At 58.1% G+C, this 25,681-nt stretch carries 18 protein-coding genes and 2 pseudogenes; 10 read left to right on the plus strand and 10 right to left on the minus strand.

What is annotated here, in order from left to right:
- Nucleotides 1–14: 14 nt before the first annotated feature.
- Nucleotides 15–2,361: pseudogene (locus AB4O41_RS01040) on the plus strand (efflux RND transporter permease subunit).
- A gap of 136 nt (nt 2,362–2,497) precedes the next feature.
- Here the strand turns inward: AB4O41_RS01040 and mhpT are convergent.
- A complete protein-coding gene (gene mhpT / locus AB4O41_RS01045; protein WP_052963803.1) occupies nt 2,498–3,715 on the minus strand; it encodes a 3-(3-hydroxy-phenyl)propionate transporter MhpT in 1,218 nt (405 codons plus the stop codon).
- Between the two features lie 335 nt (nt 3,716–4,050).
- On the opposite strand from mhpT, the gene AB4O41_RS01050 reads away from it, so the two are divergent.
- A complete protein-coding gene (locus AB4O41_RS01050) occupies nt 4,051–5,361 on the plus strand; it encodes an OprD family porin (RefSeq protein ID WP_460145827.1) in 1,311 nt (436 codons plus the stop codon).
- 850 nt (nt 5,362–6,211) lie between these two features.
- Here AB4O41_RS01050 and AB4O41_RS01055 read toward each other — a convergent pair.
- On the minus strand, nt 6,212–6,700 hold the full coding sequence (locus tag AB4O41_RS01055; protein ID WP_460145828.1) for a MarR family winged helix-turn-helix transcriptional regulator: 489 nt from the start codon (nt 6,698–6,700) through the stop codon (nt 6,212–6,214).
- Between the two features lie 319 nt (nt 6,701–7,019).
- Entirely contained in the window at nt 7,020–7,442 is a 423-nt protein-coding gene (locus AB4O41_RS01060; RefSeq protein ID WP_460145829.1) for a nuclear transport factor 2 family protein, read from the minus strand.
- A 101-nt stretch (nt 7,443–7,543) separates the two neighbouring features.
- On the opposite strand from AB4O41_RS01060, the gene AB4O41_RS01065 reads away from it, so the two are divergent.
- Complete coding sequence (locus AB4O41_RS01065) at nt 7,544–8,428, plus strand: LysR family transcriptional regulator (RefSeq protein ID WP_460145830.1); 885 nt, start codon at nt 7,544–7,546, stop codon at nt 8,426–8,428.
- 27 nt (nt 8,429–8,455) lie between these two features.
- Here AB4O41_RS01065 and AB4O41_RS01070 read toward each other — a convergent pair whose 3' ends face one another.
- Complete coding sequence (locus AB4O41_RS01070; RefSeq protein WP_460145831.1) at nt 8,456–9,871, minus strand: amino acid permease; 1,416 nt, start codon at nt 9,869–9,871, stop codon at nt 8,456–8,458.
- Nucleotides 9,872–10,444: 573 nt separating this feature from the next.
- On the opposite strand from AB4O41_RS01070, the gene AB4O41_RS01075 reads away from it, so the two are divergent.
- The 4 genes from AB4O41_RS01075 to AB4O41_RS01090 all read left to right on the plus strand — a co-directional run bounded on the left by AB4O41_RS01075 (nt 10,445) and on the right by AB4O41_RS01090 (nt 15,818).
- Nucleotides 10,445–11,275: a p-hydroxycinnamoyl CoA hydratase/lyase gene (locus AB4O41_RS01075; RefSeq protein WP_008012977.1), complete on the plus strand. Its 831-nt coding sequence runs from the start codon at nt 10,445–10,447 to the stop codon at nt 11,273–11,275.
- A gap of 152 nt (nt 11,276–11,427) precedes the next feature.
- Complete coding sequence (locus tag AB4O41_RS01080) at nt 11,428–12,876, plus strand: aldehyde dehydrogenase (protein WP_460145832.1); 1,449 nt, start codon at nt 11,428–11,430, stop codon at nt 12,874–12,876.
- 146 nt (nt 12,877–13,022) lie between these two features.
- Nucleotides 13,023–14,900 carry a feruloyl-CoA synthase gene (locus tag AB4O41_RS01085; RefSeq protein WP_460145833.1) on the plus strand — a complete coding sequence of 626 codons (1,878 nt, stop codon included), beginning with the start codon at nt 13,023–13,025 and terminating at the stop codon, nt 14,898–14,900.
- 204 nt (nt 14,901–15,104) lie between these two features.
- Nucleotides 15,105–15,818: a GntR family transcriptional regulator gene (locus tag AB4O41_RS01090; protein WP_038983134.1), complete on the plus strand. Its 714-nt coding sequence runs from the start codon at nt 15,105–15,107 to the stop codon at nt 15,816–15,818.
- A gap of 11 nt (nt 15,819–15,829) precedes the next feature.
- Here the strand turns inward: AB4O41_RS01090 and AB4O41_RS01095 are convergent.
- The 3 genes and pseudogenes from AB4O41_RS01095 to AB4O41_RS01105 form a co-directional block, all read right to left on the minus strand.
- Nucleotides 15,830–16,781, minus strand: a pseudogene (locus AB4O41_RS01095) (PDR/VanB family oxidoreductase).
- Nucleotides 16,778–17,824: a Rieske 2Fe-2S domain-containing protein gene (locus tag AB4O41_RS01100; protein ID WP_460145834.1), complete on the minus strand. Its 1,047-nt coding sequence runs from the start codon at nt 17,822–17,824 to the stop codon at nt 16,778–16,780. Before AB4O41_RS01100 ends, AB4O41_RS01095 begins: the two are co-directional and overlap by 4 nt.
- A 162-nt stretch (nt 17,825–17,986) precedes the next feature.
- Nucleotides 17,987–19,246, minus strand: coding sequence for a DUF3422 domain-containing protein (locus AB4O41_RS01105; protein WP_460145835.1), 1,260 nt, complete (start codon nt 19,244–19,246; stop codon nt 17,987–17,989).
- Between the two features lie 359 nt (nt 19,247–19,605).
- Here AB4O41_RS01105 and AB4O41_RS01110 point away from each other — a divergent pair, with 359 nt between their 5' ends.
- Nucleotides 19,606–20,493: a universal stress protein gene (locus AB4O41_RS01110; protein WP_460148241.1), complete on the plus strand. Its 888-nt coding sequence runs from the start codon at nt 19,606–19,608 to the stop codon at nt 20,491–20,493.
- 81 nt (nt 20,494–20,574) lie between these two features.
- The gene (locus tag AB4O41_RS01115; RefSeq protein WP_460145836.1) at nt 20,575–21,279 is read left to right on the plus strand and encodes a phosphoribosyltransferase; all 705 of its coding nucleotides are present in this window, start codon (nt 20,575–20,577) and stop codon (nt 21,277–21,279) included.
- Nucleotides 21,280–21,315: 36 nt separating this feature from the next.
- On the opposite strand, the gene AB4O41_RS01120 is transcribed toward AB4O41_RS01115, so the two are convergent.
- A complete protein-coding gene (locus AB4O41_RS01120; RefSeq protein ID WP_460145837.1) occupies nt 21,316–21,744 on the minus strand; it encodes a hypothetical protein in 429 nt (142 codons plus the stop codon).
- Nucleotides 21,645–22,739 (minus strand): saccharopine dehydrogenase NADP-binding domain-containing protein, encoded by a 1,095-nt coding sequence (locus tag AB4O41_RS01125; protein ID WP_460145838.1) that lies wholly within the window; start codon nt 22,737–22,739, stop codon nt 21,645–21,647. Before AB4O41_RS01125 ends, AB4O41_RS01120 begins: the two co-directional genes overlap by 100 nt.
- A 243-nt stretch (nt 22,740–22,982) precedes the next feature.
- Between AB4O41_RS01125 and AB4O41_RS01130 the strand changes: the two genes are divergently transcribed.
- Nucleotides 22,983–23,312: a hypothetical protein gene (locus AB4O41_RS01130; RefSeq protein ID WP_367375505.1), complete on the plus strand. Its 330-nt coding sequence runs from the start codon at nt 22,983–22,985 to the stop codon at nt 23,310–23,312.
- A 39-nt stretch (nt 23,313–23,351) separates the two neighbouring features.
- On the opposite strand, the gene AB4O41_RS01135 is transcribed toward AB4O41_RS01130, so the two are convergent.
- Complete coding sequence (locus AB4O41_RS01135; protein WP_460145839.1) at nt 23,352–25,547, minus strand: TonB-dependent siderophore receptor; 2,196 nt, start codon at nt 25,545–25,547, stop codon at nt 23,352–23,354.
- Nucleotides 25,548–25,681: the final 134 nt, after the last annotated feature.

The following is a 25,681-nucleotide window of genomic DNA, read 5'->3' on the forward strand; positions in this document are numbered from 1 at the left end:
ACTTCGCCGAGAGAATGATCTTCAACCATCGACCGCTGGTGATCCTGCTGTGTCTGCTGGTGACGCTGGTGCTCGGCTGGCAAGCCACGCGCATCGGTATCAACGCCAGCTATGAGAAGACCATCCCTACGGGGCACCCCTATGTCGCCAACTTCCTGGAGAACCGCAGCGAGTTGAGCGGTCTGGGCAACCTCGTTGCGAATCGCTGTGGAGGTCAAACAGGGCAGCATCTTCACCAAGGATTACCTCGACACCCTGGCCAGGCTCAACGACGAGCTGTATCTGCTGCCGGGTGTCGATCGGCCTTACATGAAATCGTTATGGACCCCGACCACGCGCTGGACCTCAGTGACCGAGGAGGGCCTCGATGGCGGCACTGTGATCCCCGACGATTACGATGGTTCGGCGACCAGTATCGAGCAGGTGCGAACCAACGTCGGTCGTTCCGGCGAGGTCGGCCAATTGGTCGCCGGCAACTTCAAGTCCAGCGTGATCTTCGTGCCGTTGCTCGAAGTCAGTCCGCAGACCGGCAAAGCCCTGGACTACGGTGAGTTCTCCCGGCAGTTGGAGGCGCTGCGGGACAAGTACCAGACCGATGAACTGCGAATCCACATCACCGGTTTCACCAAAATCGTCGGCGATCTGATCGAGGGGCTGACCCAGGTCCTGTTGTTCTTCGTGATGGCGGTGTTGGTGACCGTGGTGGTGCTTTACGGTTACACCCGCTGCGCGCGCAGCACCCTGGTGGTGGTGACTTGTTCGTTGGTGGCCGTGCTTTGGCAGATGGGCCTGCTCGCGATACTTGGGTATGAGCTGGACCCGTATTCGGCGCTGGTGCCGTTTCTGGTGTTTGCCATCGGCATGAGCCATGGCGCGCAGAAGATGAACGGCATCATGCAGGACGTTGGTCGTGGCACCCATCGGGTGGTGGCCGCGCGTTATACGTTTCGCCGACTGTTCGCCGCCGGCATGACCGCTTTGCTCTGCGATGCGGTGGGCTTCGCCGTGTTGCTGCTGATCAATATCCGAGTGATTCAGGACCTGGCGATCACCGCCAGCCTCGGCGTGGCGGTACTGATTTTCACCAATCTGATTCTGCTGCCGATCCTGCTCAGCTATATCGGCGTCAGCCCAGCAGCGGCGCAACGCAGCCTGAGTTCCGAAACCGCCGAGCTGCAAGCACAAACCAAGCATCCCTTGTGGCGTGTACTCGATCTGTTCACCCAGCGGCGTTGGGCCATCGGCGCGATGCTGGGCGGCCTGCTGCTGGCAGCGTTCGGTTTTGCCGTGAGCCTGAACCTGAAGATCGGCGATCTCGATCCCGGCGCCCCGGAGTTGCGCGCCGACTCGCGCTACAACCGCGACGCACTGTTCATGACGCAAAACTATGCGGCCAGTTCGGATATTTTCGTGGTCATGATCAAGACGCCGGAAGATCAGTGCACGCGCTACGCCAGCCTGTCCGCCGTGGACGCGTTGGCCTGGCAACTGGAGCAATTGCCTGGCGTGGAGTCGACCACTTCAATGGCGGCAATGAGCAAGATCGCCACGGCCGGTTACAACGAAGGCAACTTCAAGTGGTATGAGCTGATCCCCAATGACGGCGCGCTGGGCGCCGTGCAGACCCGAGCACCGCGGGAACTGTTCAATCAGGGCTGTTCGATGCTGTCGCTGTACGTTTACCTGTCCGATCACAAGGCCGATACCCTGAATCGGGTGGTGGAGGCGAGCGAGGCCTTCATCGCTGCGCATCAGGTGCCAGAGGTCAAATTCATGCTGGCCGCCGGCAGCGCCGGGATCGAAGCCGCGACCAATATCGTGGTGAAAAAATCCATGCACGAGATGCTGTTCTGGGTCTACGGTGCGGTCAGCCTGCTATGCCTGCTGACCTTCCGTAGCTGGCGCGCAACCCTTTGCGCGATGCTGCCGCTGATGCTCACCTCGATTCTATGCGAGGCGCTGATGGTGGGGCTGGGCATGGGCGTAAAAGTGGCGACACTGCCGGTGATCGCGCTCGGGGTGGGTATCGGCATCGACTACGCGCTCTATGTGTTGAGCGTGATCCTGGCGCGAATGCGTGCCGGTGACACTCTGGCCCAAGCCTATTACCAGGCGCTGTTGTTCACCGGCAAAGTGGTTCTGCTGACCGGCATGACACTGGCGGTCGCGGTATCGACCTGGGCCTTCTCGCCGATCAAATTCCAGGCCGACATGGGCATCCTGCTGGCCTTCATGTTCCTGGTGAACATGCTTGGCGCCTTGATCCTGCTGCCGGCTCTGGCCTGGATGCTGCTGCCGCAGAAGGTCTTTGCAAAAAAGCCTGAGGCGAGTGTGCTTGTGCAGTGGGTCAAGGAGGGCTGAAAGGTTCGGCACGCCGGCCCCTGTGGGAGCGGGCTTGCTCGCGAAGGCGGAGTGTCAGACGACATCAATGTTGCCTGTGCCGCCGTCTTCGCGAGCAAGCCCGCTCCCACAGGTGTCGAGTTTTAACTGACGGGACTCAGGCTTTGGCCTTTTCCATCGATACAGTCAGTGGGGCCGAACGGGCAATCACGCTGATGATGGTCAGTGCTGCAATCACCAACCCGGGGGAGGTCGCCAGCAATACCCCGGTGGTGCCGGCTCCGGCTGCCAGAATCTGCCCCGCGGCCAAGGGTCCGGCGACTGATCCCAGGCGACCGATGGCCACTGCCGCGCCGACGCCGGTGGCACGCACCGAAGTCGGGTATGACGGCGGTGCCAGGGCGTAAAGCACCAGTTGCGCAGCCATCACAAACAACCCTGCGGCAAACCCGGCGATGCCCATAGGAACAATGCCCACCGACAGTCCGACCCCGGCCAGCGCCACCAGCAACCCGGTATAGACAAACAGTACAACCTTGATGCCGTTGCAGCGATCCAGCAGCAGCCCGCCGAGCAGGGAGCCGAGGGCGCCGCCGATATTGAACAGCATCTGCACCAAGCCAGCCTGGGGTTTGCTGAAACCCTGTTCCAGCAGCAGTGACGGTAGCCAGTTGAGCAACATGTACATCACGGTCAGGGTGAAGAAGTAGCTCAGCCACAGCGCCAGGGTGACGCGAGCCCGGCCTTCGCCGAATAGTGCCTGGCCGGTTGAAGCGCGCACCACATTGACAGTCCCTTGTTGCTGGCGAAAGGCGCTGGACTCGGGCAGCAACAGGATCATCAGCGGCACCACCAGCAACGGCGCGAGACCGCCGATGATGAAAGTCGCCTGCCAATGATCGGTGAACAGCATGGCGACCACCGCCGCCAGTGCTCCACCCAACGGCACGCCGGCATACATGATGCTGATGGCAGTACCTCGGCGTTGCTCACCCACGGCTTCGGCACACAAGGCGATCAGGTTGGGCAGGGCGGCGCCCAGGCCCAGGCCGGTCATGAAGCGCGCCAACAGTAGGCTGGAGAACGTGCTGACGTAGGCAGTGCTGAGCGAGAACACGCCGAACAGCAACACGGCGCCGATGAGGATTTTCTTGCGACCGATGCGATCGGCAATCCAGCCGCCGAAGAAGGCGCCCGGCAGCAAGCCGATGATGCCGGCACTGAACACCCAACCCATCATTTTCGGGTCCAGGGCAAAGGTCTGGCGCAGGCCCGCGGCGGCAGTGCCGGCAGCTTGCAGGTCGAAGCCTTCAATCAATGCAACGATAAAACACAGGGCGATGGTCAGCGTCGTACGACGTGATGGGGTGTCCATGGCGAACCTCATTATTGTTTTTGTGGGTGTGCTGACGGGTGAGCGTGAGCCTGTTCGCCTCAAGCGATGACAGGCTGGAATTAAGATTAACAAAGATAACTAAAAAATGAATGGTCGAGGTTTTTGGTCAAAAAATGGCATCAATCTCAGTAAAATCAATGTCATGAAGCATTGATTAAGATTTATCTAATAAATAGATAATAATATTAATGTTCGGTTATCGGTCATTGTGGATTGACGCCACCCCTCGGCTGTTTCCATTCTCTGACCTGAGATCCCTGGAACAACCTTGGCGATCCCGTTCAAAAAACAACAACAATAAGTGGACATCGAACATGCCAACGCTCCCTTGGAACGCCCTTGCGGCGACTTCAACCTTACCTGTTCGCGCACCTGGCCTGGTCCTGTTGGGTTTGAGTGTGATTGCCACCCCGGCGCTGGCCGAAGGCATCATCGACGACAGCCACGGTACCTTGACCTTGCGCAATTACTACCTGGATCGCGACTACAAGGATGACGGGGCGAAAACAACGACCAGGGAATGGGCGCAGGGTTTCATCATGAATGTGGAGTCGGGCTTTACCCCGGGGACTGTCGGCTTCGGCCTGGATGCCCGCGGGTTGATGGGGGTGAAGCTGGACTCGTCGCCGGACCGTAGCGGCACCGAGTTGCTGCCGGTGTCCAGCAGCGACAAGCGCGCAGCGGACGAATATTCGCGCCTGGCCATGACCGCCAAGATGCGTTTTGCCCAGACCACGGTGAAGAGCGGCGACGTGTCGATCTTCCTGCCGTTCGCTTTCGCCAGCCCGTCGCGGCTGCTACCGCAGACTTTTCGCGGCACCACCCTCAGCTCAAAGGACATCGATGGGCTGACCCTCAACACCGGCTACATCGATCGCATCAACAAGCGTGATTCCACTGACTACCAGCCGATGAGCATCGCCTCGCCGAACCGGCGTTTCAATGGCGCGGCCACCTCATCGCACATGACCTATGTCGGCGGCGATTATCAGGTGAACAAAGACCTCAGTCTGCGTGCCTATCACGCCGAAGTGGCGGACCTGTACCAGCAGAACACCCTGGCCTTGCTGCACAATCTGCAGGTGGGCGAGGGCACGCTGACCACCGATCTGCGCAGTTTTTTCAGCGACGAAGATGGCAGCGCCAAGGCCGGCAAGGTGGACAATCGCAATTTGTCGGCGCTGTTCGGCTATCGCTTTGGCGGCCATCGCCTGAGCCTGGGCTATATGCACGCCAGTGGCGACACGGCGACGCCCTATGTGTCGGGCACCGAGTTGATGGGCATGAGCGAGCTGACCATGAGCTCGGACTTCCTCAATGCCAAGGAGCGGACCTGGCAAGCGATGTACGACTATGACTTCGCTGCCGTCGGGGTGCCAGGCCTGAAGAGCCGACTACGTTATGTGCGCGGTGACCATATAGAGCTGACGGCGCTGAATGCCGCCGACCGCAAGGAGCGGGAGTTTCAAATGGAACTGGGGTATGTGATCCAGAGTGGCCCGCTGAAGAACGTCGGGCTGATGGCGCGCAAGTCGATCTATCGCAATGACTTCCCCGTCGGCGCGGCGTTTCGCGATGAAAACCAGACTCGCTTTCTGGTGCTCTACACCGTGCCGATCTGGTAAGCCTTTTTCTACACATCTTGAAGATTTTGCGGGTGTACACATCCGTTTCTGCGGTCACGGCGGCTGGCGGTTTCGCTTTTACAGCGAGTCACTTTGGAAAAGCCCCAAAGTAACCAAAGGGCTTCTGCCCCTGTCGTTCGGTGCCTCGCTTAGGCTCGGCATGCCCTCGCTCCGGTCCTGCTCCGTGGGCCCGCCGCGATCGGCCATCCCTGGCCGTGCGCGGCTAACCCGGCATCCATGCCGGATTGCCCACTGCGCAGAACCGGAACGAAGCCTCTCGAGGGGGCGGTGCGTCAAGATCAAAAGTTGCAGGCGAGCTAACGCTCGGCCTGTTGAGTGGTGAACAGCGCAGCCGTACGCCACTCACATTGTGGGAGCTGGCTTGCCTGCGATGGCGGCCTGTCAGCCGGCCCATCTTCCCCGAATGTCCCCAATCCAATTGTGGGAGCGAGCCTGCTCGCGATGCTGTTGATCTTGCCGTTGCTTTGGCTTTGGCTCTTGATCTGCCGCCCCTTTCCTAAAGGCCGAACGCAGGTATTGCGAAGGGGGCACCGCGGCAAGGATGCCGTGGTAGCCGCCCCCGGCCATGGATGGCCGATGGCGGCGGACCCCCGGAGCAATGCCTTCGTTATGGCATGCCGAGCCTAGGCGAGGCACCGAATGGCGGGGCAAAAAGCGCTTTGGTTACTTTCGCGCTTTTCGAAAGTGACCCGCCGTAAGGGCGGAACCCTAAGCGGCCGTTACCGCAGAAATGGATATGTACTCCCCCACACCAATCTCCGGCAGTGAATCTCTGTAGTTAAAGAGATGTGTGCCGGCCGTTCCCCAGGAGCGCGCCGGCGTTGGCGTTTCAGGCCTGATAGACCTTCTTCAGCAGCCTGAGCAATTCTTCGCGTTCCTGGCTGTCGAGGTTGGACGTTGCATCCATGTCGCTCTCGGCAGCGATCAGTTTCAGCTCCTTGAGCAGGGCCTCGCCGGTCTTGCTGAGAAAAATCCCATAGGAGCGCTTGTCCGGTTTGCAGCGCACCCGCACCGCCAATGCCCGGCTTTCCAGTTTGTTCAGCAGTGGCACCACTTGCGGCGGCTCGATGGTCAAGGCCTTGGCTAGGTCAGCCTGCATCAGCCCGGGGTTCTGGTCGATGATCGCCAGGGCCGAGAACTGGGCCGGGCGCAAGTCGTGGGCCGAGAGCCGGCCGATCAGGTTCTGGAACAGTTTCAGCTGCGCCCGGCGCATGGCGTAACCGATCAGATCGTCCAGGGCGGAATCCACCGGCGCCTGGGTTTCGGCACTGTCGGCAGGGGCCTCGGGGGCGGCGGCAATCTTGGAAGACTTGGCCATTGCAGGGTGAATCCTCAGCTGGCGGTTAAGAAGACTATCTAGTTTGCCGAGGTTGGCCGGGGATAGCCATGACCTCTTTCAGATCTCTGGGCGTTGCGCCTGTTTTCGGGACGAGCAATATTTGGCTAATGTCCTTAATAGTTAATTTATATAGCTAATAGGGGTTTGATTTTTGTTCATCTTCAAGCCAAGAACAAGAGAGCATCACCATGAGCAACTACGAGGCTCGCTGAAGAGTCCTGCTCCAGGTTTCCAGAGCATCAATCATCTCTCGAATCTCGGGCTCATGGAATTGCACTTTCCCGTATGCAGGATCTAATTAATTATGTGCGTACTTATCACCCACCGTTTCACGAATAGGGTGTGTGTCGTAAACAATGATCATTTTCGTGATGAGGCCAACTTCATTGAACTCGAAAACATCAACGCACTCGAAGGGAACCTTAGATCCGTCGCCCAACACCCAGTCATAATTAAAGTAACCAGTAGCGCGTAACTGGCCTTTAGAGCTTACACAAATATCGATCAGGGTGATAGTGCTGGGCCCCGAAGCTTCTTGTAGTTTCAAAAAAAATGGGCTAGGCTTCATCCAGCCAAGAAATGGAGAGTAGATATCTGCGTCCTCAGTAAAAAGTGGGCAGATTGTCTCTGGGGTGCACTTTTCCAGCTCCGTAATATATACAGCTACTTTGGTCGTCAGGTCAATTTTAGTATTGAAGAGACTGGCATTTGCAGGGTTCATAATTTGTTCCTCTTGGTTGAGTGTTCATGATACGAAGGCTCTCTATCTCAGGCAATGTAAAATAGTTGATAGGGGGTATATCGTTTTGGAAACGGTGGCCTATGAAATCAAGAATATTTAAGTCGTTGCCAAGTCTCGTGGCGATCCAGTCGTTCGTGATATGTGCCGAGCTGAAGAGTATTAATAAAGCTTCGATGCTGCTCCACAGATCGCAGGGGGCCATTAGTAAACAGATTAAGCAACTTGAAGAGCATTACGGTGTGACACTTTTTGAGCGCTCCGTAGAGGGACTTAAGTTGACGAAGCAGGGCGTACGGTTTCTGACGGTTTCACAGGACTTACTTGAGTTGATAGAGAAGTATGAGCGTCAGGATCAACCCTTGCTCAAGCCGATTACAATATCTGCGCCTTCTACATTCACGCTTAGATGGCTGCTGCCTAGAATCGAAAGTATCAAAGGTGAGCTTGGCGACCAAAAGCTGCAAATTAACAGCACGTATCAGGATTTGACATCGTTCAATGAAAGCGAATTGGAAGTCGTCATCAAGAGGGACAATATTCAAGCAAAAGGACTCGTTTCTACTGAGCTTTTCCCTGAGCTTCTGACGCCTATGTGCTCTCGCGCAGTAATGGCAGGCATTATTGAAAATGGCTTGTCATTACGAGATCAGAACTTATTGCATGCATCTAAGTCAGGAAGCGAGTGGGCTACATGGCTAGCGTGTAGCAAAACTGAAACAGATGTGTCGGTTCAAACAATAGTATTCGATACCCTTGATCTTGCAATGTCAGCAGCGGAGGCATCCATGGGGGTTGTAATAGGAGATCCTGTTATGGCGGCGGAAAGGTTAAACACGAAGCGCTTGGTGATGCCGTTTAGTTTGATTGTCCCTAGCGGAAAGAAATACTATGCATGTTGCTCTGAAAAATATAGCGATAATTCAGCGATTGTGAAGCTGATCAACCTGCTTCAATCTCAAGTATAGAAAAGCGGCCAGTAGGCCGCTGTGCCTTCAAGCTGCCGTTTTGTTAGCCGCCCTTTTAAATTTATAATCGACCTTGGGTTTCCAGAGAAACGCGATGGTCAGTCCGGCCATCCAGATCGAGAACACAACCCCTGCGATTCGGGTTTCTGGATCGATGATGACCAGAGCCCCTAATAGAACAATAAAACTTAAGCAAATGTAATTTACAGCTGGGTAGCCAGGAAGCTTAAACATGAGTGACGACTTTTCCCCCTTGAAGTGACGTCGATGTTTAATGTGCGCAACAAGTATCACTGTCCAAATCCAGAGGAGTAATAGCAAAATCCCCGCCATCAAATAACCAAATAAATCGTTTGGGAAGAAAATATTCAGTGCCACGCCTATCAGCATGCAGGCAATAGAAACTGAAAGGGCGACTGTGGGAACATTGCGGTTACTAAGCTCTAGCATTGCTTTGGGGGCGTGCCCTTTTACCGCAAGGGAAAAAAGGGAGCGACTGGTTGCATATAGGCCGCTGTTGCATGAAGACGCAATTGAAGTGATCACAACGATCATAATGATATTTGCTGCGTCTTGAAGGCCCACAGCTGTAAAGGCGAGAACAAACGGACTTTGATTTGGATCAATCTGGTTCCAGGGGAACAGGCACATGACAATTGCCAGTGACCCCATATAGAAAATTGCGATGCGCAATAGGACGCCGTTGATGGATTTAGGAAGCGTCTTTTTAAGGTCTTTGGTCTCTGCGGCTAAAAGTCCAATGATTTCCATACCCCCGAATGAAAACGCAGCGATTGGAAGCGCCAAGAGGAAGGATTGGTAACCCGCAGCGAAGAAGCCGCCGTGCTGCCATAAATTTGATACTGAAGGTCCGGTTGGATTGCCAATGTTGGTTGCGATCAGATAGATGCCAACGAGAATTAGACATGCAATGGTGATGACTTTAATAATAGCCATCCAGAATTCAACTTCACCAAAGTTTTTTACGCTGAGATAGTTGAATGTTGAAAGCAAAACGAGGGTTGTGAGTGCTGGAGCCCATTGTGGGAGGGCGGGATAGAGAGTGTGAACAAGCAACCCGATTGCGGTAAGCTCCGCAATACCTACGAGTATCCAGTTCATCCAATAAGACCAGCCTGTTATATAACCCGCCCAAGGCCCGAGCATTTCATCCGCAAGGTCTGACAGTGAGCGACAACCAGGATTGGAAAGCAGAATCTCGCCGAGAGCCCTCATAACGACAAAAATGAATATACCAGCGAGTGCGTAGGCGACCACCAGTGCAGGCCCGGCTTTGGCAATGGCATGTCCGGATCCCAGGAAGAGTCCAGCACCAATCGCGCCGCCGATGGCAATCAATCTAATATGTCTATATTCCAGCACGCGAGCGAGCGCGGGTGGGGAGTCATCATTTGGAATTTGGAGGGTCGGAACTGTGTTCATTGTATTCATCCGCCTTTCTAAATGGTTATTTTTCTGGAGCAGAGTTATGCATTTCGAATTTGGCTTCCTATGGGCTAAGAATTCAATCGAATATATTTCTCTCCCCGTATTCCAAATGGTGCCCCCCCTTCAAAGGCCAGAATTAAACATTCTTCAAAAGTTGCAGTATCTATTCAAATCCCTGGCTGCCCAGAGAGGAAGCGGAATGGAGGTCACTTTGGGCGGCGATCTGCTTCTGAGCTTTGAGCAGGGTCACATCATGGCTGGGTAAAATCCGTACAAGCGTTCAACCGGATTGGAGAGGACAAGCACTGCCAGGCGCGGTTTTTGTTCTTGTTCAGCGACGACACCAACTGCGGCGTTTCTATGGCCGCAAGGAACCAATGGTTAAGAAGGGCTATCCAGCTCGCCGGGATTGGCGGGCGATGGCTCCGGCGGCGTTTCGTAAAGGCTGAGAAATGTGATTTTTCGCAATGGCAAAAAAAGGTTAATAATGTTAATGATTAATTGACATAACGGTATTTGAGGTTTATTTTTTGCTCATCGTCAAGCCAAGAACAAGAGAGCAATGCCATGAGCAATTACGAAGGTCGCTGGACAACGGTCAAAGTGGAAATCGAGGAAGGCATTGCCTGGGTCATCCTCAATCGCCCGGAAAAACGCAACGCCATGAGCCCGACATTGAACCGCGAAATGATCGACGTTCTGGAAACCCTGGAGCAAGATCCGGACGCCGGTGTGCTGGTGCTGACCGGTGCGGGCGATGCCTGGACAGCCGGCATGGACCTCAAGGAATACTTCCGCGAAGTGGACGCCGGCCCGGAAATCCTTCAGGAAAAAATTCGCCGCGAAGCTTCTCAATGGCAATGGAAACTGCTGCGCATGTACGCCAAGCCAACCATCGCCATGGTCAACGGCTGGTGCTTCGGTGGCGGTTTCAGCCCGCTGGTGGCCTGCGACCTGGCGATCTGCGCCGATGAAGCGACCTTCGGCCTGTCGGAAATCAACTGGGGCATTCCGCCGGGCAATCTGGTGAGCAAAGCGATGGCCGACACCGTGGGCCATCGCCAGTCGCTGTACTACATCATGACCGGCAAGACCTTTGGCGGGCAGAAAGCCGCCGAGATGGGCCTGGTCAATGAGAGCGTACCCTTGGCGCAACTGCGTGAAGTGACGATCGAGCTGGCGCGTAACCTGCTGGAGAAAAACCCGGTGGTGCTGCGGGCGGCCAAGCACGGCTTCAAGCGTTGCCGCGAACTGACCTGGGAACAGAACGAAGATTACCTGTACGCCAAGCTCGATCAGTCGCGCCTGCTGGACACCGAAGGTGGTCGCGAGCAAGGCATGAAGCAATTCCTTGACGACAAGAGCATCAAGCCCGGTTTGCAGGCTTACAAACGCTGAACCCCGGCGTTGAAATCAAGGCGAGCTGGCCGGGCGATCGAGCGTCCGCCAGCTGTTCGCCCCGGCGCCCCGGCGCCCCGGCGCCCCGGCGCCCAGGCGCTACTGTGAGCCCCTCGAAGTATTCCCGATAAAGACAATAAAGAGGAATCACCATGCTGGACGTGCCCCTGCTGATCGGCGGCCAGTCGTGCCCCGCCCGAGACGGACGAACCTTCGAACGGCGCAATCCGGTGACCGGCGAAGTCGTGTCGCGGGTTGCCGCCGCCACCCTGGAAGATGCTGACGCCGCCGTGGCTGCAGCCAAAGCGGCATTCCCCTCTTGGGCGGCCCTGACCCCCAATGAACGACGCACCCGGTTGCTGCGTGCGGCCGAACAGTTGCAGGCCCGCAGTGCGGAATTCATCGCGGCGGCCGGCGAGACCGGCGCCATGGCTAACTGGTACGGTTTCAATGTGCATCTGGCGTCTAACATGCTGCGCGAAGCCGCGTGCATGACCACCCAGATCACCGGCGAAATCATTCCCTCCGATGTTCCCGGCAGCTTCGCCATGGCCTTGCGTCAACCCTGCGGCGTGGTGCTGGGCATCGCGCCCTGGAACGCCCCGGTGATCCTCGCCACCCGCGCCATCGCCATGCCGTTGGCCTGCGGCAATACCGTGGTGCTCAAGGCGTCGGAACTGAGCCCGGCGGTACACCGGCTGATCGGTCAGGTGTTGCAAGACGCCGGCCTCGGTGATGGCGTGGTCAACGTCATCAGCAACGCGCCCCAGGATGCCGCGGCGATTGTCGAGCGGCTAATCGCCAATCCGGCGGTGCGTCGGGTCAACTTCACCGGCTCGACCCATGTCGGGCGCATCGTCGGTGAACTGTCGGCACGTCATCTCAAACCGGCGTTGCTGGAACTGGGAGGCAAGGCGCCGTTCCTGGTGTTGGAGGATGCCGACCTGGACGCAGCGGTGGAGGCTGCGGCCTTCGGCGCCTTCTTTAATCAGGGGCAGATCTGCATGTCTACCGAGCGCCTGATCGTCGATGCCAAAGTGGCCGATGCCTTTGTCGTCAAACTCGCGGCGAAGATCGCCACCTTGCCCGCCGGCAACCCCAACAACGAAGGTTCGGTGCTCGGTTCACTGGTTGACAGCAGCGCCGGTGAACGCATCAAACTGTTGATCGACGATGCCCTCGACAAGGGTGCCACCCTGGTCACCGGTGGCCAACTGGAGGGCAGCATTCTGCAGCCGACCTTGCTCGACGGCGTCACCGATGTCATGCGCCTGTACCGCGAAGAGTCCTTCGGCCCGGTGGCGGTGGTGTTGCGCGGCGAGGGCGATGAAGCCCTGTTGCGCCTGGCCAACGATTCCGAGTTCGGTCTGTCGGCGGCGATTTTCAGCCGCGACACCGGCCGCGCGCTGGCCCTGGCCCAGCGGGTCGAGTCGGGCATCTGCCATATCAACGGCCCGACCGTGCACGATGAGGCGCAGATGCCCTTCGGCGGGGTCAAGTCCAGCGGCTATGGCAGTTTTGGCGGCAAGGCGTCCATCGAGCATTTCACCCAGTTACGCTGGGTGACCTTGCAGAACGGACCGCGGCACTACCCGATCTGAGCATCCGCCGCACCGTCGGGCGAGCGAACGCTTGAGAGCAATCGCTGCCCGCGTGCAGGCAGACATAACAATAAAGAGGCTGCTGCCATGCCCTGGTTGAACGCATTTCTGCGAGCCGGTGGTATGCCTTGATGGAGAACAAGCACGTGAGTTCCGAATTCAGATCGCCACCCCAGACCGAAGCTAACGCGCCACGCTATCGCCAGGTGTCCATCGGTCATCCTGCGGTCGAGGTCAGCGAAGAGCAGGGCATCCTGCATATGCGCTCCCTGGAACCCTTGGCCAAGTTGCCTGTACGTTTGCTGGATCGCCTGGTGCATTGGGCCCATGTGCGCCCGCAACAGACCTTCATCGCCGCTCGCCAGAACGGCGGTGACTGGCGCCGGGTGAGTTACGCCGAGATGCTGGCCAGCGTCCGCGCCATTGCCCAACGCCTGCTCAATTATGGGCTTTCGGCCGAGCGACCGCTGGCGATCCTCTCGGGCAATGACATCGAGCATTTGCAGATTGCCTTGGGCGCCATGTACGCCGGGATTCCTTATTGCCCGGTTTCTCCTGCCTATTCGTTGTTGTCCCAGGATTTCGCCAAGCTGCGGCATGTCTGCAATCTGCTGCAACCGGGTTTGGTGTTCGTCAGCGACGCCGCGACTTATCAGCGGGCGATCGATGCGGTGCTGCCGGCCGAAACGCCGCTGATCACCGTGTGCGGTCAAATTCCCGGCCGCAATCAGGCGAGCTATGCCAGCCTGCTGGAACAACCCGGCGGTGCCGAGGCCGATTGCGCTTTCACGGCTACCGGGCCGGACACCATCGCCAAGTTCCTGTTTACCTCAGGTTCCACCAAGTTGCCCAAAGCAGTGATCACCACCCAGCGCATGCTCTGCGCCAACCAGCAGATGCTGTTGCAGACCTTCCCGGTGTTCGGCGAAGAACCTCCGGTGCTGGTGGACTGGCTGCCGTGGAATCACACCTTCGGCGGCAGTCACAACGTCGGGATCGTGCTGTACAACGGCGGCACCTTTTACCTGGACGACGGCAAGCCGACTGTCCAGGGTTTTGCTGAAACTCTGCGCAACCTCAAGGAGATATCGCCCACCGCGTACCTCACCGTGCCCAAGGGCTGGGAAGAACTGGTCAACGCACTGGAGCAGGACAGTGAGTTGCGCGAATGTTTCTTCTCGCGCATGAAGCTATTCTTTTTCGCCGCCGCCGGTTTGTCCCAGCGGGTTTGGGATCGTCTGGACCGGGTCGCCGAACAGCATTGTGGCGAACGCATTCGCATGATGGCCGGGCTCGGCATGACCGAGGCGGCACCGTCCTGCACGTTCACCACCGGGCCATTGTCCATGGCCGGCTACATCGGTCTGCCGGCACCCGGTTGCGAAGTGCGGCTGGTGCCGGTGGACGGCAAGCTGGAGGGGCGTTTTCGCGGGCCGCACATCATGCCGGGTTACTGGCGTGCGCCACAGCAGACCGCTGAAGTGTTCGACGAGCAGGGCTTCTACTGCTCTGGCGACGCGTTGAAACTGGCCGACGCCCGCGATCCGCAACTGGGGCTGATGTTCGACGGGCGCATCGCCGAGGACTTCAAACTGAGCTCCGGTGTATTTGTCAGCGTCGGCCCGTTGCGTAATCGCGCGGTGCTCGAAGGTTCGCCCTATGTTCAGGACTTGGTGGTGGCCGCGCCGGACCGCGAGTGCCTGGGGGCGCTGGTCTTTCCTCGGTTGTACGAATGCCGACGTCTGGCCGGTTTGAGTGCTCACGCCAGCGATGCCGAGGTCCTGGCCAGCGCGCCGGTGCGTCAGTGGTTCGGCGATTGGCTGCAACGACTCAACCGCGACGCCACCGGGAATGCCAGCCGCCTGGAATGGATCGCGCTGCTCGACGAACCCGCCTCCATCGACCGCGGTGAAATCACCGACAAGGGCTCGATTAACCAGCGCGCGGTGTTGCAGTGGCGCGCCGACAAGGTCGAGGCGCTGTATCGCGGCGAAGAGCGTTCTATCTTGCGTGCCGGGCGATAACAAAGCCTAAAATCAAAAGATCGCAGCCTTCGGCAGCTCCTGCAGGGACCGTGTACACCCCGATTATCGGGGTTGACCGCGAACCCATAGGCGCTGCCGAAGGCTGCGATCTTTTGCTTTTTTTAAACGACCTCACAATCCGCCCCAACGTCTCCTTCAAACCTTGCGTTACTATGCAGCCCCACCTTTCTGGAAGTTGCCTGGATGAGTAAGCCCGGTCAAACGGTGCTGGTCGCGTTGCGCAAGATGATCGCCTCGGGCGAGCTGGCGGCTGGCGAGCGCTTGATGGAAATTCCCACGGCGCAGCTGTTCGGTGTTTCGCGAATGCCGGTGCGAATGGCGTTCCGCACGCTGGAGCAGGAAGGCTTGCTGGTGCGTTTTGGCGGGCGCGGTTTTCAGGTGCGTTCGGTCAGCCCCGATGACATTGCCGGTGCGGTTGAAGTGCGGGGCGTACTCGAAGGCCTGGCAGCGCGTCAGACCGCCGAGCGCGGGCTATCGGACGAGGCCCGGGCGACCCTTGAACAGTGTCTGATGCAAGGTGATCAGCTGTTCGACAAGGGGTTTGTGACCATCGAGGACCTGGAGGTCTATCACGATCTCAACATGCGTTTTCACGAAGTGATTGTCGAAGGCAGCCACAACCCGGCGATCGCCGATGCACTGGCGCGCAACGATCATTTGCCCTTTGCTTCGGTAACAGCCCTGGCAGTGGACCGCAACGACATGGTCCGGGAATACCGACGCTTCAACTACGCTCACATGCAACACCATTCGGTGTTTGACGCCCTGGTCAACCGCCAGGGCGCACGTGCCGAAGCCATCATGCGCGAGCATGCCAACGCCACGTTACGTTATGCCGAGATCTTCGGCTCGGCGACGGCCGAAGAGCGGATGAAGGTCATTCTCCGCTCGGAATAGGCGCGATTCTTTCAGATATCCAGCACCAGCAGCGGCGTTTTCGAGCGCGAGCAGCAAGGGAGTGAACTGGTCGTTGCAGGCCTGTTCATCCTCGGTGAGGAACAGGTCACGGTGTTCCGGCACGCCCTCCAGAACCCGAGTCAGGCAGGTGCCACAAATGCCCTGTTCGCAGGAAATGGCGATCTCGATGCCCTGGTTTTGCAACACCTGAACCACGCTCTTGTCGGCCGGCACCTCGAAGACCTGGCCGCTGCTGGCGACCTTGATCGAGAAACTGCCATCGGCGCCAGTGTCGACGGGGTTGGCGGCGAAGTACTCGCGATGCAGGCATTGCTCCTGCCAGCCGTTGGCCTTGGCCGTGTCCAGCACATGCTGCATAAAACCGCCGGGACCACACACATATAAATGAACGTCATTGTGTGGCGTGGCCAGGACCTTGGCCGCGTCCAGCGCAGTGTCGGGCTCCTGATCGAAATGCAGGAACACCCGGTCGGCAAAAGCCGAGTGTTGCAGGCGTTCGACAAAGGCCGCGCGCTCTCGCGAACGGGCGCAGTAGTGCAACTCGAAATCCGCGCCGCTGTGGGCCAGACGCTCGGCCATGCAGAGGATTGGAGTAATGCCGATACCGCCAGCGAAGAGCAGGCTGCGCTGGGCCTCATGCGCCAACGGAAACAGGTTACGCGGCTCACTGATAGACAGCCGCATGCCAGCGTGGATTTGTTCGTGCATGGCCAGTGAGCCACCGCGAGAGACCGGATCCTTGAGCACGCCAATCAGGTAGCGATGGCGTTCTTCAGGGTGGTTACACAGGGAATATTGCCGGATCAATCCGCCAGGCAGGTGCACATCGATATGCGCGCCGGCGCTGAAGGTCGGTAGCGGCCGATCATCGACATTGGCCAACTCGTAGCTGCAGATGTCATGGGCTTCGTCATTGCGCGATACCACCAGCACCTCGATCATGCCATTGACTCCTGCGGTGTTTTTTCCCGGGCGAGAAGGCGCTCCAGAACACGGCGCGACTGCACGCCACCGGCGTCGATATTGAGCTTGAGCAAGTTGCGCTGGGGATGGCTGAGCAGGTTCTGTTGCTGGCGTTCGAGCATCTCCAGGTCCTCGCTGAAAATCTTCCCCTGACCCTCGCGAATGCTCGCGGTCAAGGCTTCATCCAGCGGGTTGAAATTGCGCGCCATGCCCCAGAAGTACCAGATCGAGGTTTCGGTTTCCGGCGTGATGAAGTCGACGACGATGCTCGACGCCTTGAACTGTTGGGGGGCGTGATAACCACCTTTGCCGACATGGGCCACACCGACTTCGATCAGCACATGACTGGGCGGGGTGAAGCGGCAGATCTGCCAGCGATCCACTGGCACATCGTCGGCCAGGTTGTTGCCGCGCAGAGCCATGCGCCAGAAGGGCGGGGCCATGATGTTTTCCATGTGGCGGGCGGTGACCACCTCGTCGCCATCGACCGTGGTCACCGGCGGTGCTTCGTCGATTTCCTTTTGGCCGATGCTGGACGCATGAACGTAGGTTTCGTGCGTCAGGTCCATCAGGTTGTCGATCATCAGGCGATAGTCGCACTGGATGTGGAACCGGCCACCGCCATAGGCCCACTCATCGCTGACCGCCCATTCCAGATGATGGATCAGCGCCTGGTCGGCCAACGCCTGATCGCCAGGCCAGACCCAGATAAATCCGTAGCGCTCGACCACAGCGAATGTCTTGTTGCACGGAAAGCCGCGAACCCGTTGCCCAGGCATTTCCACGGTCTTGCCGTCGCACCCCATCACCAGGCCGTGATAGCCGCACACCAGATTGCCATTTTCCACGTAGCCCAAAGACAGCGGTGCGCCGCGATGCGGGCAGAAGTCCTCGACAGCGGCCACCTTGCCTTCGTGACCGCGATAAAAAACCATCTTTTCACCACAGATCTGCCGGCCCAGCGGCTTGTCGGCGAGTTCATCGGGCGTACAGGCGACGTACCAGGTGTTCTTGGGGTACATGGAGATTCTCCAAGGCTGTTTTTGTTATTTAGTGGATCCATTAATGGTGATTTGTGGGGTGTTTGTCAAACTGATTCTGTTTGTTAACGATTCAATGGATCCATTGGAGAAGTTTTAGCCCTCGTTCGGGCCAGCCGGATCCGTAGCGGATCATCACGGATGTCAGCTTCGGAATCGGTCGATTGTTGTGCCGCGTATTAATGCTCTTTGGCTTTTCTGATTCTGATCAAAATAAACAGCAGGACGCAGAGCGCGAGCGGAGGTCATGGCCAGCATGGCGTCTCTCGCGGAAATGTCCGCGCCCATGACGTGCAGCCCCGAGTAGAACAGCTTGAACAGGCTCAACAAGTAATAGGTGATGGCGATAATCGACAAGCCTTCAACGGCTCGCTGGATTTTGATTTGAGTGTCGGCACGGGCGTTCAGGCTTTTCAGGATTTCCGAGTTCTGTTCTTCCATTTCGACCTGCACACGGGCCTGCAACAAGTCCCCGAGGTTGGCCACGCTTTCGGCCAGTTGCTCCAGGCGTTGTTCAGTGACGGCGCAGTATCTGACCGTGGGTTTAAAGCGTCTTTCGATGAAGATACCCAGTCGCTGGCAATCACCCACATGACTTTCGCGCAGTTCGCCCAGACGTTCGAAAACCAGCTGTGCATAGGCTTGGGTGGCGCTAAAACGGTGTCGGGTTTTTGCGCTGCTGCTGACCACTTGCGCCGACAGGTTGGCAATGTCGGTCAACAATGCCTTCGCATTACCGGTATCGGGGCCGGCGTTACGTTCCGAGAGGTTTACCAGGGTCTTGTCGAAAACGTTGAGCTGAGTGCTCAAGGCTTTCGCGGTGATGAGTGAAAGCGACGCCATCATTCGGTAGGTTTCGATTTCCAGCAGGCGGCGGATCATCCGTCCCAGGCGATAGGCATTCAGGCGTTTGTTAACGAACAGGAAACGGTTGGTGCCATCGGCGCTCAGGCGAAAATCGCTCCAGACCGTCGCATCGCCACCACCGATGCAAGAGCCGCTAGGATCTTTGAATCCATAAACAGACAGATCGCCAGAAAAGGACGTATCAGTGCGGACCACAATCTGCACGGCGTTGATCACGTGCTCCATGAAGGGTTCGACCCGGTCCATCAAGGCTTTGGGTGGCGGGCTCCAGCATGGCTCGTGACTGGAGGAGGGCACCACCAGCGTCAGCGTCAGGAATTCCGCGTGCCGCTCCCACTTCAAGGCATGGCCCTCCAACTCGGTGATGCCCTGCGCCGCATCCGGGTCGACCGGGCCGGGACAGCAACGACTCAGCAGGGTGTCGCCCTGCCCGTCATTCGCCAGAAAAGCCAGATGAAACACGTGGGCGGGCTCGTCGAAATACAGAGAAGGACGCGCGTGCAACTCGTTGTGCAGGATCAGTCTTTGCGGGTGCATGCTGTTTGGGCCATGTTGGAGTTGTTTGTTGTTGGGACTGGATGACGAATACCCGAGTCACAAACCAAACCTGGTGATCAATCATTGCCTGTTGGTTAATCGCAATAACTGTGGGAGCACTCGACCGGCGGGCGAGGTGCGGCCAGCAGATCGCTGATTTTCAGGCGAACGGCCATCGCGGATGCGTCCGGCACGAGTTGCACAGCACCGTTGTGAACTATTCTTTTCAAGTGGCCCCTGCAATGCCTCATTCAAGGAATTGATATAAATCAACGCTTAAGAGGCTTTAAGGGCGGAGTCTGGGCCTGATGCTGGATTCTCGAGCCGGCGTCGAGGATCAACCTGTCTGGAGTCAGATCATGAGCCAGTATCAACGGTTATTACTGATCATCAACCCGCTGCTGCGCCATTCTCCTGCGATAAACCATGGCGCCGCCCTGGCCAAGGCCAGCGGGGCGAGCTTGCACATTGCCGGCCTGATTCCCTCGTTGGACATTCTGTCGCTGCTCGAAGAAGGCGACCGTAAAATGGCCCGGGCGACCTACCTGCAAGAGCACCGCGACTGGCTAGATGAACAGGCGGTAAAGATGCATGGCCGGGGAATCGAGGTGACGACCGAAGTCGCATGGGCCGATAACATGCGTCAGGACATCCTTGACCACGTCACGCAAATGCAGCCCGATCTGTTGATCAAGCAAGTGCAGCATGAACCCGTGCTCAAGCGCGCATTCTTCACGCCGCTGGATTGGCGTTTGTTGCGCCATTGTCCGGTCCCGGTTTATCTGGTGGGGGGTGAGTGCCATGCCTTGCCGCAGAAGGTGGTGGCCGCGGTTGACGTGTCAGACACCGAGCCTTCGAACCGTGAACTCAATGACCGGATCATCCTGCAGGCGTCGAGCCTTGCGCTGCAGTGCAATGCAGCGTTGCATCTGCTGTTCGCGTGTGACATTTCGGCAGCCTTTCTGGCGGATATGGACGGCGGTCTGACGCTCGCGGAGCTTACCCGGGAGTTGCGCAGCGACCTGGAAAAGTCTTTTCTGCAGTTGGCCGCTCGGTTCGGTGTGACCGCTGACTGTCGGCATTTCATCGTGGGGCACCCGGTCTCGGTACTGAGCGAATTCGCCGATGAGCATCAAGTGGATGTGATCGTGATGGGCAGAGCTCAATACCGTGGTCTGGAGCGGCTGCTTGGCAGCACGACGGAACATATTCTGTACCAGGTACCTTGCAGCATTCTGGCGGTCTAGGGGCGCACGCCCCTGTTGGAATGATGGGCGCCGTCAAACGAACGCCCGTTTTTGGGGCTTCCGCCCCAGGGAGGTTTTCAAATGACTAGTCCTTCATTGCAAACCATCTTGCATGACCGGGTTGATGCCGGCCGAGGCCTGGTGGAGCCATTGCTTAAATACGCAAAAAGAGCCGATGTCATCGTCCTCGCCTTACCCCGTGGCGGCGTTCCGGTTGCCTATGAAGTGGCCACGGCCCTGGAGGTTCGCCTGGACCTGATGCTAGTGCGCAAACTGGGGGTGCCATCTCATCAGGAGTTCGCCATGGGCGCAATTGCCAGTGGCGGCATACAAATCGTCAATGACGACGCGTTGCGGGCGAATGGTATCGATCAACGCACGCTCGATGGCGTGGTTGCAAAGGAAACGCAGGAATTGTTGCGTCGCGAGCGGGTATACCGTGCATCACGCGCACCTGTGGCGCTCAAGGATCAGGTGGTGATCCTGATCGATGATGGCCTGGCGACAGGTGCCACGATGATGGCCGCGATACAGGCTGTGCGCCTGCAAACGCCGTCTCGCATCGTCGTTGCCGTGCCGGTGGCGCCGCTTGAGACGGCAGAGGCGTTGCGCGACGAAGTGGACGAGCTGATTTGCCCGCTGATCCCCGATTGGCTGATTTCGATCGGACATTGGTACACGGATTTTTCGCAGACATCGGACGAAGAAGTCATCGATCTTCTGCACCGGGCCTGGCAGAGAGAGTCCGATTCGGGCGACTCATTTCAGAACGGATCCGGTATTTGAGCCGTTGCCTGGCGTGGAGCAAACCACGTCAGGCCTTCAAGTGATCCTGACGTTCACGAATTGCCATGGATCGGACTCATCGGTCTGCTCGGGCATCAGTGAGTGACGTCCGGTAAGCGGCGTCCAGTCGGAATAAATGCCTTCTACATTCCCGAGGTAGGGCATGCAAATCCGCAGAATCTCCCTGAAGGGCAATTCATCCGGCTCGAGGATGCCGCGTTCAGGATTGCGAATGGCCCAGATCACACCGGCCAGCACTCCCGCCGTCACTTGCAGGCTAGTCGCGCTGTTACAGGGGCACAGCGCCCGTGCTTGGTGGATCGATAAGCGCGAGCCATACCAATAACTGTTTCTGGCATGCCCCATCAGCAGAATACCGAGTTCGTCACAGCCGCCCTCGATGTCGTCATTGAGCAGGCGTTCGCCAGTCTGGGGTTTCCAGTTGCGCTCGGCGAGTTCATACATCGACAGCAGGGCATCGTCACAGGGCCGATAGGCATAGTGGACGGTCGGCCGGTAAATCGGCTGCCTTCCTGGCCCAGGGTCAGGTAATCGGCAATCGACAGGGCTTCGTTGTGGGTCACGAGCAGCCCATGGGTTGGCCCCGTCGAGGGTGTCCAGGTTCGAACCGGCGTGGAGGCGCCGGGGCGTTGCAGGTAGATCCCGGCCTGACACCCGAAGGCATGGTAATACCCATCCTCGGGAAGCACTTTCTCGTGGCTGCCCCAACCCAATTCAGCCGGTTGGCTACCTTCACTGATGAAACCGTCCACTGACCAGGTATTGACGAACTCATCGGCGATTTTATGTTGCGATGAATACTGCGAATCGCGCTCGGCAATATGAATGCAGCGGATATTCAGCCGGCTGGCCAGTTGCGCCCATTCTTCACGAGTAACGGGCAGGGGCGTTGTGTCACCCAAATCCCGGGCGAGGTTGATCAGTGCCTGCTTGACCAGGTGGGACACCAGCCCCGGATTGGCCCCATGAGTCAAGATAGCGGTGGGCAGACCTTGCGGGCTATCAGCTCGAAGCTGAAGTGCCGCTTCTCTCAATGCATAGTTGGATCTTTCGGACAGGGATTTGTCGGGGTCGGTATAACCGCCTTCCCACGGCTCGATACAGGTGTCCAGATACAGCACGCCTTTACGCTGGGCGAATTGAATCAGGGACAGGCTCGATACCCCCACCGAGAGGTTGAGCAGAAAGTCGCCAGCGCTCAAGAGAGGTTCCAGCACCGCCTCGTAATTGCTCTGATCCAGTTTCTCGGTTCGGTGGGCGACGCCGAATTTCTGTGCGAGCAAGCGTCCATCTTCATCGGGACTGAGGATCAGCAGGCGCTGCGGTTCAAGCTCAAGATGACGCAATAGCAGCGGGAGCACGCCTTTTCCGATACAGCCAAAGCCGATCATCACCAGCCTGGCATTAAAGGGCTGAGTGACATGCTCAAGGTCGGACATCGATTGCCTCCACCGCCTGACAGCGCGTTCGCCGCGAATGACCTGTCGATAATCACGACGCTCTCAACTAGAGACTGCAACGGTCACTCAAAAACTCAAAAAAGTTTCGGACATCCTCAAGATGGATCTGCTGCACCCATCGAGACCGAAAAAAACTCATGGGAATGAGGCGAACTGCTGGCCCCCCAATGTCCGTTTGGTTGTCAAACTTGCTTTCTTTTCAGAAGGTTAGGCATTGGCGATATGCGGACTTTGGTATGGATGGCTGCAACGTTTGTCCTGGTGACTCTTTCGCTTGAGGTTCAGGCAAAGGACCTGAGCAATAACAGTCGTTTCGTCTGCAGCTGGGGCTCGGACATAGCCGCAGACGCGCAAGCGTCAAAGCTTTCCGGATTCACGCTTTACGGGGCACGCAAGAAACTGCAATCGCGCAAATTCCCTCGGCCGTGGATGCGCATGACGGCCATGGGGATTACCGAACAAACCTATAACAGTCCCTCGCGCCTGAAGCCTGCCGGCATCAAGCAAACGTATTACGAGCAATGCATCCGACATGAGTTGGCACGACGCTAGGGACTGGGACTCCTCAACGGAAACAATCGGCGCGCACAATCAGAAGTTGATCGAAGCGCTCAGCCGGGCGGTTAGTGGAGCGCCCTGGAACAGGTAGCCATCGCCCATATATTCACCGGCGTCACGCCAGTAGCGTTTATCGAACAGGTTGTCCACGGTCAGGCGGAACACGGTGTCGTAACCGTCGATGCGCGTGCTGTAGCGGCTGCCGATGTTGAAGATGGTGTAGGCACCGGTCTGCACTTCACCTTGGCGGTTGGCGTACTTGCTGGCGCTGTACTGCATTCCCCCGAGCAGCGCCAGGCCGTCGAACCAGGGAAGGGCATAGTCGCCATAGAGGTTGGCGCGCAGGGTCGGTACGTTGATTGCCTGGTGGCCCTCATAAGCTGGCGTGCCGCTGTCGGTGACTCGCGCGCGGATCGCCGCGATACTGGCGGAAATCTGCATGCGTTGCGTGGCCCAGCCATTGGCCGAGAGTTCCAGCCCGGTGTTCTTCTGTTCGCCCTGTTGGGTGAACGTGAACGTGCCATCGTCATTCGGTCGCGAGTACTGGTAGGCCTGGCGAATCTGGAACAGCGCCGCGGCCAGACTGATGCGCTGCCAGTCGTATTTGATACCGGCCTCGATTTGTCGCGATACGGTGGGTGCGAGAATTTCATAGGCATTGGTGGTGAACCACGCCGCTTCTCCGCCCAAGGACAAGCCCTTGCTGTAGCGGGTGTACAGCGACAGGTTTTGCACCGGCTTGTAGATCAGCGCGGCCTGGGGCAGGAACTCATAGCGTTGAGTGTGCCGGGTGGTGTCGCCCTGGCTGTCGAAGGTCTCTTCATCCAGGCGCACTTCGCGCCCGCCAAGCACTGCCTGCCATTGCTCGTTGAAACTGATTCGGTCATTGAAGAACAGCCCGTATTGGCGGCTGTCCAGGCGTCGGAAGGAGTCGTTGAGCGGCCCTTCGTAGCGGGCAAAATCAGCCGGCTCGCTGTTGATGTTGGCACTGCCGATCATCTGGTTGATGGCATCGCGTTTGTCCACCACGCGGCGGAACGCGCTAGTCCCCACGCTCAGTTCGTGACCCAGACCGCCGGTTTCGAAGCGGCCGCTAAGGGCTGCCTGCACCTCATCGTTGCGGCGGGTATCGTCGGGGCTGCGGAAATCGTAAATGTCGTAGTCGCCCTCGGGGCTGAAGTAATTTGGCACTGCAGCGCTGGCGCAACTGGCGGAGCCGTAGCAGCCCCAGGCGAACGAGCTGTAGTCATCGATCACCACGCGGCTGCGCGAGGCGCTGAAGCTGCCTTTCCACTGGTCGCTGAAGCGGTATTCGAAGTTGCCATTGAGGTTCAGCGCATCAGTGGTGACCGGCTTCGAACCGCTCTGGTGTGCCAGCAGCTTCTTCGGCGAGGCGTGGTGCGGCAGGCTGGAACCGCCGAGCAGTTGATAGCCCGGTGCCGAGCGCTGTTCCTTGGTCTGGTACTCGGCGTCCAGTTGCAGCAGCGCATCGGGGCTGATGTTCCAGTCAAAGGCCAGCGAGGCGAAATCGCGCTGGCCATTGGTGTGTTCGACGTAGGAATGGAGGTCTTCGTGGGCAAGGTTGGCGCGCAGGCCGAACTGCTGCTCACTGCCGAACCATCCACCGACGTCAGTGGCCAGGTAACCACTGCCGCGATCATCGGTGGAGACGGTGACCGAACGCACATCGGCAGGCCGCTTGGTCACGTAGTTGACCAGCCCGCCGGGCTCGCTGACGCCGCTTTGCAGGCCGGAAAGACCCTTGAGCAACTCCACTTGCTGTTTGTTCTCCAGCCCGACGTTCTGTTCGCCGGTGATGGTGCGGCCGTTGATCTTGTAGCTGCTGGCGGAGTTGAGGGAGAAGCCACGCACGACGAAGTTTTCGTAGTAGCCGACCGGCGCATAGCTTTCACCCACCGAAGCATCGTTGCGCAGTACTTCGCTGAGCAGGCGGGCCTGCTGATCCTTGATCAAGACTTCATTGACCACCGAAATCGAGGCCGGCGTATCAAGCAATGGCGCCGCCTCGAAACCACCGACCGAAGCGCTGTCGGCCTGATAACCGGAGGTGTCTTCGCCGGTAACGGTCACCGCCGGTAGTTCGGTCGCGGCGGCCCAGACCGAAGGCACGGCGCTGGACAGCAGCAGGCCCAAGCCCAGGTTCAGGGGATTGAGCGCGAACCGCGGGGCGGCCACTCCCTGGCGGGAGGTCCGGTAAAGCCTATTCATGAAAAATCCTCGACGACTGCGGGCCTGGGTTTGGCGAGTTTTAGCCTGAGGCTCACGCTTGAAGCGGCGCATCATACAAGAGGAGCGATCATGAAATGAAAGTGTCATCGCGACGATCGCTGCGTAACTGTAGG

Source organism: Pseudomonas sp. S2_A02 (assembly GCF_054668495.1).